Genomic DNA, 13,558 nt, shown 5'->3' with positions numbered 1-13,558 from the left:
ACCAGTACTCAAATCTTAACTCAAAAAATGCCTAAACCAACAGGTTTTAAAGAAGTCCTTGCTCAATCTGGAATGATCTCGCCGAGCGGCGTTCCCCAAGAGGCATTAGTCTGGACAAAACAAAACGCTAAAAGTTTATTCATCGGAATTCCAAAAGAGGTTTCGATGCAGGAAAGACGTGTATCACTTTCGCCCTCGGCCGTGGGACTTTTGGTGCGCAATGGCCATCAAGTTTTGATTGAAACGGGCGCTGGAAATGGGGCAAAATTTACGGATAATCAATATTCAGATGCGGGTGGACAAATTTCTTATACCACCGAAGAGGTCTTTAAATCTGATGTAATTTTGAAGGTTCAACCTTTGACGGATGTTGAAATAGAATATCTCAATAATGGAGCTACGGTGATTTCAGCCCTGAATATGCCCCGTATGACCAAGGAATATTTTGAGAAATTGAACCGTAAAAAAATCACGGGACTTTGTTACGAATATATCGAAGATAACGTTGGAGGAATGCCCATTATCAGAGCCATGTCCGAAATTGCAGGAAGTACCGTGATGTTAATTGCAGCAGAATGTTTAAGTAGTGCCAATGACGGAATGGGCGTTATTTTGGGCGGAATTACGGGTGTGCCACCCACCAAAGTAGTGATTTTGGGTGCAGGAACAGTTTCGGAATACACCGCCCGAATTGCCATTGGTTTAGGAGCAGATTTGAAGGTTTTTGACAAAGATATTTACAAACTTCAACGCCTAAAATATTCAGTTGGGCATAATATTTATACTTGCATTATTGATTCTCATACGCTTACACAGGCAATTTCGGAAGCGGATGTTGTCATTGGTGCTTTGCGTGCCGAAGATGGTTTTACGCCCTGTATTGTTACAGAAGAAATGGTGTCAATTATGAAGCCCGATTCGGTGATTATTGATGTTTGTATCGACCAAGGAGGCTGTTTTGAAACTTCCGAAATGACAACGCATGATAATCCCATTTTTAGGAAACACGAGGTAATTCATTACTGCGTTCCCAATATTCCTTCACGGGTGGCTCACACTGCTACGCAGGCATTAAGCAATATTTTTACCTCATTTCTCTTGAAAACGGGTAAAACGGGTGGAATAGATGAAGCCATCTTTGCGAACAAATCTTTCATGAAAGGCGTTTATACTTACAAAGGCAGTTTAACAAACGCCAATATCGCCAAAAAATTTGGCATGAATTATAAAGATTTAAGTCTGCTAAGTGCAGCGAGATTTTAATTTGGGATTTTCGATTTTGTTATCAATCCGCAATCTTAAATCGAAAATCCGCAATCAGAATATGTTAGAAGACTACCAAGCCATATCCAATGCCCCCAATTCACCTGAATTAGATGGCAAACATTTAGGAATTATTTCGACTGACTTTGTGATTGTTGCAGAGTTTTTGAAAGAAGCATCCTACCAAATCCGTACTCGTGGATTTTCAAAATATCCCATTTTTGCGGTTTCTCAAAATCCCGTTCCGATTGGCTCAAAATTGATTGGAATTCACGAAATGAATGGTAATCAGTGGCATTATCACGCTTCGATGATGGAAGAATTTGTGCAACGTGCCATTATTGCGGAAGAAAATATTGAGGTTTTTAAAACAAGTTACAAAGACCCCGATGAGTTCTGCTGCTTGTTTGTATTGGATAAAGATTTTGCCAGCTTCGTGTATATTCCTTTTCCAGAAGACTGATTGTAATTTGGGATTGCGGATTTATTGTAACTTTTAAATCAGCAATCCTAAATCTCCTTAGTTCGTTAATTATAAAAAGTCTCCTTATGATCATGCGAAGGGTTCATTAAATACCCTAAATTATTTACAAAACTTGGCTCAATATCTCTTTCATTTTTCATCGTTAGTAAAACAGCTTTCATCTCAATTTTACGTTTTCCTAAATCCGTATTTCCTACCAAAATTACGTAATTGGATTTCACTTTAGCACCTAATTTCAATTGATTGGACAAATTTGGCTTGTGATCAATTTTCAAAAAGGTAAGATTTCGTGGTTAATTAATCCTGCCCCCCAACAAAATCCGAAAGGTAGTTCCTTTATTTACTTCCGAATTTTTCACGGTCAATTTTCCATTGTGATAATTTTCAATAATTCGTTTAGCAAGCGTCAAACCCAAGCCCCAACCACGTTTTTTGGTACTAAAGCCAGGGTTAAAAACCTTACTTAGATTCTTTTTGGCAATTCCTTTTCCAGTATCCGAAATGTCAATGGCAATTTGCTTATTTTTTGTTTCTTTCATCACCACTTTTAAAGCTCCAACGCCCTCCATGGCATCCACAGCATTTTTACAGATATTTTCAATCACCCATTCAAACAAATATTTATTTAATTTTATCGTCATATTTGGGGGTAATTCATTCACCAAATTGAAGGAAACTTTGGTAGAAATTCGTTTTTGAAGATAAGACATAAAGGTTCCAATCGTTTCCACAATATCCTCTTCTTTCAAGACGGGAACGGAACCGATATTCGAGAATCGGGTGGTTATTACATCCAAACGCTGCACGTCTTTTTCTAATTCCTTCACGATTTCTTGGTCGTAAGTGGGGTCCGTTTTGAAATATTCAACCCATGCAGTCAACGAAGAAAGCGGTGTGCCTAATTGATGCGCAGTTTCCTTGGCCAAACCTACCCAAACCCGGTTTTGTTCCGATTTCCGAGAAGCATCAAAAAACAGATAAGCGGCCAATCCGAAGATTAAAACGACAATTAATTGAAAGATTGGATAGTATCGTAAGATATTGAGTAGCTGAGAGTTACCGTAATAAATGTACTCTTTGTGGAAATCCATATCCAACTCGATTGGAGCATTGTCATCTTTGAGGATTTCCTTTAATTTTTCATTTAAAAAATCTTGCTTTTCCTTGGACGATAGTCCTTTAGGAATTTCAATATTATTTGATTCGAGATAACCAGTGCCATTTTTTAAAATTACTGGAATGGTATTATTCTCATTGGCTTGTTTGAATTTTTCAAAAAAGAAATTAACATCTTGATTGGGGTCGCTGGTCATGGTATATTTAATTGACTCGGCATAAATTTCAATCTGTTGTTTTTCTCTTTCTTCTAATTTTGATACCAATTTATCAGTAATGTAAAGTGACGCAGCTCCCACCAATGCACAGAAAACCAAAAAGGCAATTTTCCACCAAGTATTGCGGCTATAAATATCAACGGTTAGAATCATTTTGTTTGTAAAACGGACAGCTTTGTCCGTGGTAAAGTTAAGACTACGAACAAGGCTACCGATGCGTCAGACCGTCGTAATTCACTACAATTTAATTATTTCACACTTTCTAACGACAAATAAACACCTTTATTTCTTAAAATTAACCGATAATAAGGCCTATTTTAGTGTATTACAAATAGCGCTACCATTTTCAAAAATAGCTTCAAAGCTCCTAATAGGTGTCAAAAGAATTTTCAACGTATCTTTAAAACATTTTGAGGAACAAATTTAAAAAATAATTTTCATGAATAAATAATAATAAAAACACTTGACACTTATTTTCATTAGTGAAGTATATTTTTATAATAACTAATTTTTACAGTTCCACTTCAAAACTATCTCTTTACCAACAAATACTCATTCCCACATCGCAAAATTTTCCTTACATTTGTATATGGAAAATTTTGTAGTTTCAGCCCGTAAATATCGCCCACAATTATTTGATTCAGTGGTTGGGCAATCGCATATCACCACGACCCTCAAAAATGCCATTCGTACCAATCATTTAGCTCAAGCTTTTTTGTTTTGTGGTCCACGAGGCGTTGGAAAAACCACTTGTGCAAGGATTTTAGCAAAAACCATTAATTGCGAAAATCTTACCCAAGAGGCCGAAGCCTGTGGAAAGTGCGATTCGTGCGTTTCGTTTCAGAATAATGCTTCTTTCAATATTCACGAATTAGATGCGGCTTCCAACAATTCGGTTGATGATATCCGTAATTTAATTGACCAAGTGCGGTATCCTCCGCAATCAGGCAAGTACAAAATTTATATTATTGATGAGGTTCATATGCTATCAACGAGTGCTTTCAATGCCTTTTTGAAGACTTTGGAGGAGCCTCCATCCTACGCCATTTTTATTCTGGCAACTACCGAAAAGCATAAGATTCTTCCTACCATTTTATCCCGTTGTCAGATATTTGATTTCAATAGAATTCAGATTAATGATATGACTTTGCATTTATCGCAAATTGCGGTGAAAGAAGGAATTTTAGCAGATTTGGAAGCATTGGAATTGATTGCTCAGAAGGCAGATGGTGGTCTTCGTGATGCGCTTTCAATGTTTGATTTAAACGTCACTTTCTCGAAAGATAATGTTCTCAAATACGCCGAAGTGCTTGATAATCTACACATTCTGGATTATGATTATTATTTCAAAATGACAGATGCGCTCCTGAATTCTAAAGTTTCCGATTCATTTTTATTATTCGATGAAATCTTGAAAAAAGGCTTTGACGGACATCAATTTATCGTTGGATTATTGGAGCATTTCAGAAATATTTTAGTGTGTAAAGACCCCGTAACGGTCAGATTATTACAGGTTTCGGAGTCGGTTCAGAAGAAATATTTAGAACAATCGGCAGCGGCACCTTATTCATTTTTAGTATCAGCCTTAAGTATCGGCTCATCTTGCGATTTGAATTATAAAGCGGCTAAAAATCAAAAACTGCACGTAGAAATCTGTCTCTTGAAATTGGCAAATATTGCCAATGTTTTGAACTTAGCCACACTACCCGCCACGGAGGGCGATGGCGGGGGAAAGTAGTTAAGGGGGAAGAAATGGAGAAAGGAGAAAGGAGAAAAGAAGAAACAAAAGCCTCATCCCAACCCACATTATCTAATCCTGAACCCTTAACCCTTAACACCGAACCCCTAACCCCTAATATCTCTATTGGTAAATTGAGAAGTACGGCAACGATTGGAAAACCAATAGTTCAGCAAGTTTCGCAAGCCGTTTCGGAGGTACAAGAGCCTCTAATTAAGCAAAATAAACCATTTACGATTAATGAATTACAACCAATTTGGGATCAATTAATCAAGGATTTAGAAGTACGAAGGCGATTCAGTGAGTACGTAATTTTGAATAGAAAGTTTACCTTAAAAGGTACAACCATTCATTTGGAAGTAGATAATGAAATTCAAATTGACCTTTTAACGACTACTTTACGAACGGAGGTCTTGAATTTTTTACGTAAAGAATTACAGAATTCGACTATTCATTTAGAGATTGTGGTAGCTGAACAAGAAAATACGACTTTAATTTATACCCAAGCCGATAAATTTAGGTTTTTAGCCGAAAAAAATCCCGCTTTAATTGAATTGAGAAGTGTGTTGGGCTTGGATTATGATTATTGATTTTCAAAAGCCCAACAACCATTGGGCTTTTGTTTTTATAAATATACACATCATGAAAGTGGTCATTGAACCTAAAATCATTAAAAACTATACCATTATCGGCCAAGGATTGGCGGGTTCTATTCTTGCTTATTTTCTGTTGAAGGAAGGTCAAAACGTTAAAATTTTTAATGCGCCCGATATTCCTTCGTCCTCTAAAGTTGCGGCAGGAATTTACAACCCAGTCACGGGTAAAAGATTGGTTAAGACTTGGTTGGCCGATAAAATATTTCCATTTTTAGAAGATTATTATCCGCAATTGGAACAAGAATTGAACGCCAAATTCTTTCATCCTATGTCGCTTTTTCATCCTTTTCCCGATGAAGCATCGCAAAAATTTTTCAAAAGTGACCACGTTTCTGATGATTTTTCTGATTTTTGTAGCTTATCCTTTGAAAATACCAATCACCAAGAAATTGTCAATAGTACGCTTGGAGGAATCACGATGAAACACGCTGGTTGGGTAGATTTGAAAGTGATGCTAAGTGCTTTTAGAGACTATTTTTTAGCAAAAAATATCCTTTTTGAAACGAACGAAGCTCCTGAAATTTCGGAAGATATAACCATTTTTTGTGAAGGATTTAATGGCAAATTCAACTCGCATTTCAGTTATTTACCTTTCAATCCTGTAAAAGGTGAAATCTTAGACATTGAAATACAAAACCTTGATTTACAGGAAATTATCAATCAAGGGGCATTTGTAATTCCGCTCGAAAATAATATATTCAGACTTGGAGCAACCTATAAATGGGATACTTTAGATTTTAATGCTACGGAAGACGGGAAAAATGCTTTGATTGAAAAATATCAAAAACTCATGAAGCCGCAAATGCGTATATTATCTCAACTTGCAGGCGTAAGACCCGCTACTAAAGACCGTCGCCCATTTTTAGGAATGCACGCTGAGGTGGAAAATATTGGCATTTTTAATGGTTTTGGCTCTAAAGGAGTGTCATTGGCACCCTTTTTTGGAAAACAATTTGTGGATTTTTTGGTCTATCAAAAAGAACTTCATCCAGAAGTCAATATTAATCGTTTTGCTTCGTTATATTTAGGGCATTAAAAGCTGTGTTTTAAGTGATATTTAGTTCTATGTACTTAGTTTTCAAAAATCTAATACACATAAATACACCGAAACAAAGTCTGTAATACCGAAAACTAAGAACTAAAAAGACCTAAAATATAAAATGAAAAAAGTATTACTCTTCATGCTATTCATTCTGACTTTCTATTATTCGGAGGCTCAGAATTTTTTCCCTACGCAAGAGCCTTTTGGAAAAAATAGAATTCAATATCGCCCTTTTAAATGGCAGGTTTTAACTTCACAAAACTTTGAGGTTTACTTTTATGAAGGTGGACAACAAACGGCAACCTTAGCAATTCAGTTGGCAGAGACTGACTTTGACCGAATCACGGAGATTTTGGGTTATTCGCCTTTTAGTCGCACGAAAGTATTTATTTATACTTCTACCCAAGACCTCAATCAGAGCAATGTAGGCTTAAATCTTTCGAGTGAACGTGAAATTAAGGAAGAAAATTTGGCAAAATCTCGCATTGAAATTGCTTATTCTGGCAATTCAGCTTCGTTCAGAAAAGACCTAATTCGGGAAGTATCTCATGTGTATGTCCATGATATGTTGTACGGAGGAAGCATCAAAGAATCATTGCAAAACTCTTTACTTTTGAGCGTTCCAGACTGGTTCATGAATGGCATAACTACTTATATTTCAGAAGGTTGGAGTACTGAAATGGATTCGTATGTGCGTAATGCCATTGCTAATAAAACGTTGAGAAAACCAAGCCAAACCGTTGGAAAAGAATCAGCATTGGTGGGTCAATCAATCTGGAATTTTATTGCCGAGCGTTATGGAAAAGACAATATTTCTAATATTCTTAACCTCACTCGAATTATCCGAAATGAGCAAACCTCTATTTCCAGTACCTTGGGAATGCCATTCAGCAAAGTCATCAAAGAATGGCGTGAATATTATGCTGGTATGGCAGATAATATAAATGCAAGTTACGCTGCTACCAATTACGATTTCAAAGTAAAAGAAGTAAAATTCAATAGTTCTGACCAAGTAAATAAGTTCAAAATAAGTCCAGACGGAGCATTTTTGGCTTATTCAAGAAATGAATTAGGCCGTTCGTCAGTGGAAGTAATGGACTTGAAAACCAAACGAACCGTTAATATTTTGACTTCGGGGTATAAAACGCTAAACCAATCAATCGACTATAATACTCCCCTCCTATCTTGGACAAAAGGCGGTACTTTAGCTGTAATTTATGAAAATCAAGGAGACGTAATTCTGAATATTTACAATGATATTACCGAGAAAGATTTAACGGGAAAATTTGCCTCAAGAAAGTATTTGAAAGACTTTGCCCAAATCCAAGATTTTGATGTTTCGGATAATGGAACAACGCTTGTTTTGAGCGCCATTGGTAAAGGACAAAACGATTTATTCCTTTACGACATAGCTCGGGGCAGAATTACACAACTAACCAACGACCTTTATGACGATCTTAGTCCTCGATTTGTGGGTTCGGCGGGTAAATTTATTTTTACGTCAAACCGTTTGAAAGATTCTTTGGATGTTGATAAAGGTTCTTATAAAACCCTTACCAATAAATTCAATTTATTTCTTCACGAAGGTAAAGCAAAACAAGAAACCGTTAGACGTTTGGTGGACTCAATGGGTTCAATTTCAAATCCCGTGGTGGCGGATGGGAATACGGTTTATTTCTTGAGCGATGAGCGTGGAATCAGAAATATTTATCGACTTACGGCCAGCGATTCTACCTTGGTTCAGGTAAGTAATTCACGCAATGATATTTATGACTTCGATTTCTCTCCAAGTTCTAATGGCTTGGTAATGAAAACGATAGAAGGAAATTCTGAGATTATTTCATTCAAACAAAAAGCTGATTTTACCGTTAAAAATAACCTTCCTTACACGGGTCGAAATGTAAAATTATATGGGATTGTTCAGAATACTCCTACGCCAAACGACAAGACTAAAACAGACAATTCGGTGGCAATTACGAATTCAGAAACGCCAATAACGAAGTCTAAAATCATTTTAGAAAAAGGGGAAATTGATACCGAAAACTATCAATTTGACTCAGGAACGTTTACCAAAAAGAATACGGATATTCAGCCGAATACCCCTAAAAATGAGAAGAAAAACAAGGTTGATAAAATTATATTATCGAAGCAAAATAGAAAAGAAAATATAAAAATTAGAGGCCCTGTTGATTACAATAATCCTTTCGTTGTGAATAATACCGACCTTGATTTTGTGGTTGATCCATTGCCTCAGCGGGGTTTTGGGTTGAAAGGAACGATTAATATGAATGATTTATTGGAAAATCATCATTTGCAAGGAGGAATTTTTATTACACCAAACTTGAAAAACTCTGATTTGTGGGGGCAATATTCTTATTTGGCAAAACGCATTGATTATAGTGTTCGATACGACCGCCGTTCAATCAGTGAAGACGTTGAACAAGGCGCTAAAAAATACCGTTTTAATAAACTGACACTTTCGGCTTCTTATCCAATTAATGCGAATACAAGAGTCACGGTTTCGCCATCATATACAACAAATCGTTTCTTAGATTTAGCCAATCTTTCTACGCCCGATGGCTTTTCGGATTACATGGGCGGACGGGCAGAATTTGTTTTTGATAATACAATAAGTCACGGTTTGAACCAATTAGAAGGTACTCGGGTGCGTGTTCGTTTTGACCATTATACAGGTTTGAGCAATGCTAACGATGGTTTTGACCGCTTTTATGCCGACATTAGACATTATCTCAGATTCGGAAAAGGACTAATTTTGGCAACTCGTTTATCAGGCGGGCATTCCTTTGGAAATGCTCCGAAACAGACCGTAATGGGTGGTATGGACAATTGGTTGGAATGTCAATATGAAAACCGTACTGATAATAATAATCCATTTAATAATTCAAGATTTGATAATAAAGACATCTTTTTCTTAGATTATGCCACGCCATTGAGAGGATTTAATGTTAATAAATTGTCGGGCGTTAGTCATTTAGCGTTTAATCTTGAATTACGACTGCCCGTTGCCAAGTACATTTACGATGGGCCGATTTACAGTAATTTCTTTAAAAACTTACTGCTTACGACCTTTACGGATGTAGGAACCGCTTGGACGGGTGTTGGACCTTTTGCTCGTAAAAACGGATTTAATACCAGCGTAATTGGTGGAGGATCATTACCATTTCAAGCTACGGTAACAGATTTTAGAAATCCATTTCTGATTGGTTATGGCGTAGGTGCCAGAACCACTTTATTGGGTTATTACATTAAATATGACCTTGGTTGGGGTTGGGAAAATAAGGAGGTTAAAGCCCCAATTTCTTACGTGACGTTGGGATACGATTTTTAAGAATTGATAAAATTTTATTTTTTTAAGAAGCCTTTGCACTGCGCAAGGGCTTCCGTTTTTTGAATTTATTTTGCCAAATAAACAAAACTCATGAAACCAATTTATACAATTATTTTACTATTGATAATCAAGTCCTCCTTGATTCAAGGTCAAAATGTAAATTTTACATCTTCCAATCTACCCATTCTTAAAATTAATACCAACGGGAAAACGATATTCAATGAGCCAAAAATTTTGGCCGATATGCAATTGATTTATAATGGAGTTGGTAAAATAAATGACGCTACGGATAAACCAACGGGATATTTAGGTAAAACAGGTATTGAATTTAGAGGGTCAACTTCTCAGCAATTATTTCCCAAAAAACCTTATGGACTTGAACTGTGGGTGGATTCAACTCAGAAGAGTCGCAAGTATGCCCTTTTAGGTATGCCCGAAGAATCTGACTGGGTTTTGAATGCAACGTACAACGACAAAACGCTCATGCGTGATGTATTATCCTATGATTTGGCCAATCGTATGGGACGTTACGCTACTCGCTCTCGCTACTGTGAAATAGTCATTAATGATAAATATGAAGGGCTTTATATTTTAATGGAAAAAGTTAAACGAGATAAAAATCGAGTGGATGTTTCGTCACTAAAATTAACCGATAATACGGGTGATGATGTGACGGGAGGCTATATTTTGAAAATTGATAAAACCGAGGGGTCGACGTCAAAATTGTGGAATACTACTTTGACGGTTGGTTTACAGACTTTTACTATTCCGATTCAAATTGAATACCCAAAAATTACAGATATCACGGAAGCTCAATTTAATTATATCAAAAAATATGTTACCGATTTTGAAACTTCTTTGAAAGGGTCAGACTATTTGACACCCAAAGCACAATGGCGAGACATGATTGATATTGACTCTTTTGTCGATTATTTTTTGATAACCGAATTTACCAAAAATGTGGACGGATATCGCCTCAGCACGTATTTTTATAAAGAAAAAGACTCAAAAGGTGGTAAACTAAAAATGGGACCCGCTTGGGACTATAACTTGGCTTTTGGCAATGCTGATTACCTTGAAGGTTACAAAACGACTGGTTGGCAATTCAAAATCAACGACTTGGCAATTCAAGCAAAAGATACTTATTTCCTTTCGCCAACATGGTGGGAACGCCTTGCCGTTGATTCAACTTTCAGATATAAAGCCTCCAAACGTTGGGAAGTATTACGCAAAACTGCCCTTAATCCAAACAGAATTAATGCTTGGATGGATTCCACTGCCAATGTTTTACAAGAGCCAAGAGTCAGAAATAATAATAGATGGACGGGTGTTTTGGGCTATAAAATTTGGCCAAATTACTTCGTAGGAGCCACTTACGAGCAAGAAACGGCTTGGCTGAAAGACTGGATTCGTCAAAGAACCGATTGGTTGGATGCACAATTAAAAGTCTTCGGTCAGCCACTTGCCAATGAAGAAGAAATTGCCAGAAAATTTCCTTTAAGGGTTTTCCCGAATCCAACAGAATCTGAAACGATTATTGAATATGATGTTTTGAAGAAAGGGAAAGTAAGGATTAATATGTATGATTTTACTGGAAAATTGTTGAAAACGGTTTTGGATGAAGATAAAAATATTAATACCTATCAAATAAAATTAAACAGCGAAAACTTATCCTCTGGCATGTATTTAATTGATTATCAATTAGATAATATTCACGTTGAGAGTATGAGGATTATGAAGAAATAGTTATCAGTTAAAATGAGTCCGATTTTGAGATAAAAGTTTCATTACCAGTAACTGCTAACCAGTAACTAAATCATCCCTCAAAAGCCACTTTCACGTGCGAACCATCGCAATAAGGTTTATTTTGAGAAGCACCGCATCGACAAAAAGCCGTTGTTTGAGATTTCAACGATTCATTGCCTACTTTATCCTTCACCTTCAAGTTTCCGTACACCAGCAACGGGCCATTCTCCAATACTTCCACCACAGTATTAATACTTTCTGTACTTTCTTGATTGGCTTCATCATTCATAAAATAGGTCAATGCAGCTGATGGACAGGCTTTTATCTGATTAATAATTTCTTCGGTTTGTCCATTTTCAGTGGTTACCCAAGGGCGTTTTCGGGGATCGAAAACTTGCGGAAGTCCACGAAAACATATCGCAGAATGAATACATTTTGAGGGTTCCCAAACAATCGTTACTTCTCCGTTTGAATACTTTTTAATAATTTCCATATAATTTTTGACAATAAGTTTTTAAGTGATTTATAAATCCGTTCTCTTTTTTTAAGGATAAAGAATTAACCTTTCTATACAAAATTCTCTATCCTCTTATTAACTATTAACTCATTTTTCCCGACCTTTACCATGAATTTATATAAAAATACTGAAAAATGGAATTGGAAACCTTAGAAATTCCTAAAACAATTATACCGCTTTTAGAGAAAACCCACGCTGCTTCTGCCGAAGTTAGGCGTTTGAACGATACCCAGAAGAAAGAGATTCTGAATCGTTTAGCATCCGTCTTAGAAGAAAATACTGCTAACATAATCGCTGAAAACCAGAAGGATTTACTTCGTATGGATTTGGCAGACCCCAAATATGATCGTCTGAAATTGACGGAAGCACGCATCGAAGATTTAGCTGAAAGTATGCGAGAAATTGCTAATCTTACCGACCCCTCTGGACAGGTTTTCATGGAAAGTGAATTAGCTAATGGTTTAAAAATAAAAAAGATAGCCGTTCCAATGGGCGTTGTTGGCGTGATTTACGAAGCCCGCCCCAACGTAACGGTTGATGTAACTGCCCTGTGTTTGCGTTCGGGAAATGCCGTAGTTTTACGGGGTGGTTCGGATGCTTTTGTCACGAATTCATTTTTAGTAAATTTGATTCATAATGTACTCAGAGAATTTGGCGTTGATACCCATTGTATCACCCTGCTCCCACCCGACCGTGCGTTGGTAAAAGAACTTCTGACCGCTACTCGCTACGTTGATTTAATCATTCCTCGTGGTTCAGAATCCTTGATTCAATTTGTGCGTAAACATTCACTCGTTCCCACCATTGAAACGGGTGCGGGCGTGTGTCATACTTATGTGGAAACGACCGCAGATTTGCAAAAAGCGGCAGATATTGTGGTGAATGCCAAAGTTTCACGTCCCTCCGTTTGTAATTCTTTGGATACGGTCGTGGTGGATGAAGCCATTGCCGAAGCTTTTTTACCGATGCTTAAAGCTGGTTTTTTGAAATGGAATGTTGAAGTTTTTGCCGATGAAATATCGCATAAAATATTCTCCAAAATTGAATATCCTTATCTACAAAAAGCTTCTCAAGATGATTTTGGCAGAGAATTTTTAGATTATAAATGTTCGGTGAAAGTAGTTTCGGGAATCAATGAAGCCTTGAAACATATCAGTAAATATTCGTCTCGACATTCGGAAGCTATTATTTCTAAAAATCAAGACTATTGCGACCAATTTATTCAAGAAGTGGATGCAGCGGCAGTTTATACCAATGCTTCTACTCGTTTCACGGATGGTGGGCAATTTGGCTTAGGGGCAGAAATTGGTATTTCTACCCAAAAACTTCACGCCCGTGGACCTTTTGCTCTGGAGAAATTAGTAACGGAAAAATGGATTGTTACGGGCGATGGACAAGTGAGGTGGTAGGTATTAAATTCACCCTATAA

Annotated in this window: 10 protein-coding genes and 1 pseudogene; 8 read left to right on the top strand and 3 right to left on the bottom strand. The window is 36.9% G+C overall.

All coding sequences use genetic code 11. The features are described from left to right. Positions 1-27 precede the first annotated feature (27 nt). Together AC1W31_RS05665 and AC1W31_RS05660 are read left to right on the top strand one after the other, a co-directional pair. Positions 28-1,263 (top strand): alanine dehydrogenase, encoded by a 1,236-nt coding sequence (locus AC1W31_RS05665; RefSeq protein WP_481733438.1) that lies wholly within the window; start codon positions 28-30, stop codon positions 1,261-1,263. 61 nt (positions 1,264-1,324) lie between these two features. After that, positions 1,325-1,726, top strand: coding sequence for a hypothetical protein (locus AC1W31_RS05660; RefSeq protein ID WP_481733437.1), 402 nt, complete (start codon positions 1,325-1,327; stop codon positions 1,724-1,726). Between the two features lie 65 nt (positions 1,727-1,791). Here AC1W31_RS05660 and AC1W31_RS05655 read toward each other — a convergent pair whose 3' ends face one another. Together AC1W31_RS05655 and AC1W31_RS05650 are read right to left on the bottom strand one after the other, a co-directional pair. Then, entirely contained in the window at positions 1,792-2,022 is a 231-nt protein-coding gene (locus tag AC1W31_RS05655) for a hypothetical protein (protein ID WP_481733436.1), read from the bottom strand. A gap of 18 nt (positions 2,023-2,040) precedes the next feature. After that, positions 2,041-3,234 (bottom strand): sensor histidine kinase, encoded by a 1,194-nt coding sequence (locus AC1W31_RS05650; RefSeq protein WP_481733435.1) that lies wholly within the window; start codon positions 3,232-3,234, stop codon positions 2,041-2,043. 436 nt (positions 3,235-3,670) lie between these two features. On the opposite strand from AC1W31_RS05650, the pseudogene AC1W31_RS05645 reads away from it, so the two are divergent. The 5 genes and pseudogenes from AC1W31_RS05645 to AC1W31_RS05625 all read left to right on the top strand — a co-directional run. Next, a pseudogene (locus tag AC1W31_RS05645) lies at positions 3,671-4,789 on the top strand (DNA polymerase III subunit gamma/tau); the annotation flags it as partial. A gap of 44 nt (positions 4,790-4,833) precedes the next feature. Further along, a complete protein-coding gene (locus AC1W31_RS05640) occupies positions 4,834-5,409 on the top strand; it encodes a hypothetical protein (protein WP_481733434.1) in 576 nt (191 codons plus the stop codon). A 52-nt stretch (positions 5,410-5,461) separates the two neighbouring features. After that, positions 5,462-6,511: an NAD(P)/FAD-dependent oxidoreductase gene (locus tag AC1W31_RS05635; RefSeq protein ID WP_481733433.1), complete on the top strand. Its 1,050-nt coding sequence runs from the start codon at positions 5,462-5,464 to the stop codon at positions 6,509-6,511. A 124-nt stretch (positions 6,512-6,635) separates the two neighbouring features. After that, the gene (locus AC1W31_RS05630) at positions 6,636-9,866 is read left to right on the top strand and encodes a TolB family protein (protein ID WP_481733432.1); all 3,231 of its coding nucleotides are present in this window, start codon (positions 6,636-6,638) and stop codon (positions 9,864-9,866) included. A gap of 90 nt (positions 9,867-9,956) precedes the next feature. Further along, positions 9,957-11,612 (top strand): CotH kinase family protein, encoded by a 1,656-nt coding sequence (locus tag AC1W31_RS05625; RefSeq protein ID WP_481733431.1) that lies wholly within the window; start codon positions 9,957-9,959, stop codon positions 11,610-11,612. Positions 11,613-11,682: 70 nt separating this feature from the next. Here AC1W31_RS05625 and AC1W31_RS05620 read toward each other — a convergent pair whose 3' ends face one another. Beyond that, the gene (locus AC1W31_RS05620; protein ID WP_481733430.1) at positions 11,683-12,105 is read right to left on the bottom strand and encodes a (4Fe-4S)-binding protein; all 423 of its coding nucleotides are present in this window, start codon (positions 12,103-12,105) and stop codon (positions 11,683-11,685) included. 158 nt (positions 12,106-12,263) lie between these two features. Between AC1W31_RS05620 and AC1W31_RS05615 the strand changes: the two genes are divergently transcribed. Continuing rightward, on the top strand, positions 12,264-13,538 hold the full coding sequence (locus AC1W31_RS05615) for a glutamate-5-semialdehyde dehydrogenase (RefSeq protein ID WP_481733429.1): 1,275 nt from the start codon (positions 12,264-12,266) through the stop codon (positions 13,536-13,538). Positions 13,539-13,558 lie beyond the last annotated feature (20 nt).

The organism is Arcicella sp. (genome assembly GCF_964672035.1).
Note: the sequence above shows the minus strand (reverse complement) of the source record. Positions and strands in the feature narration are given on the sequence as shown.

What these genes read in the sequence shown, in the direction of transcription:
- AC1W31_RS05660 (WP_481733437.1), top strand. Translation starts at nt 1,325, where the DNA reads ATGTTAGAAGACTACCAAGCCATATCCAATGCCCCCAATTCACCTGAA.
- AC1W31_RS05665 (WP_481733438.1), top strand. Translation starts at nt 28, where the DNA reads ATGCCTAAACCAACAGGTTTTAAAGAAGTCCTTGCTCAATCTGGAATG.
- AC1W31_RS05635 (WP_481733433.1), top strand. Translation starts at nt 5,462, where the DNA reads ATGAAAGTGGTCATTGAACCTAAAATCATTAAAAACTATACCATTATC.
- AC1W31_RS05620 (WP_481733430.1), bottom strand. Translation starts at nt 12,105, where the DNA reads ATGGAAATTATTAAAAAGTATTCAAACGGAGAAGTAACGATTGTTTGG.
- AC1W31_RS05625 (WP_481733431.1), top strand. Translation starts at nt 9,957, where the DNA reads ATGAAACCAATTTATACAATTATTTTACTATTGATAATCAAGTCCTCC.
- AC1W31_RS05650 (WP_481733435.1), bottom strand. Translation starts at nt 3,234, where the DNA reads ATGATTCTAACCGTTGATATTTATAGCCGCAATACTTGGTGGAAAATT.
- AC1W31_RS05630 (WP_481733432.1), top strand. Translation starts at nt 6,636, where the DNA reads ATGAAAAAAGTATTACTCTTCATGCTATTCATTCTGACTTTCTATTAT.
- AC1W31_RS05640 (WP_481733434.1), top strand. Translation starts at nt 4,834, where the DNA reads ATGGAGAAAGGAGAAAGGAGAAAAGAAGAAACAAAAGCCTCATCCCAA.
- AC1W31_RS05615 (WP_481733429.1), top strand. Translation starts at nt 12,264, where the DNA reads ATGGAATTGGAAACCTTAGAAATTCCTAAAACAATTATACCGCTTTTA.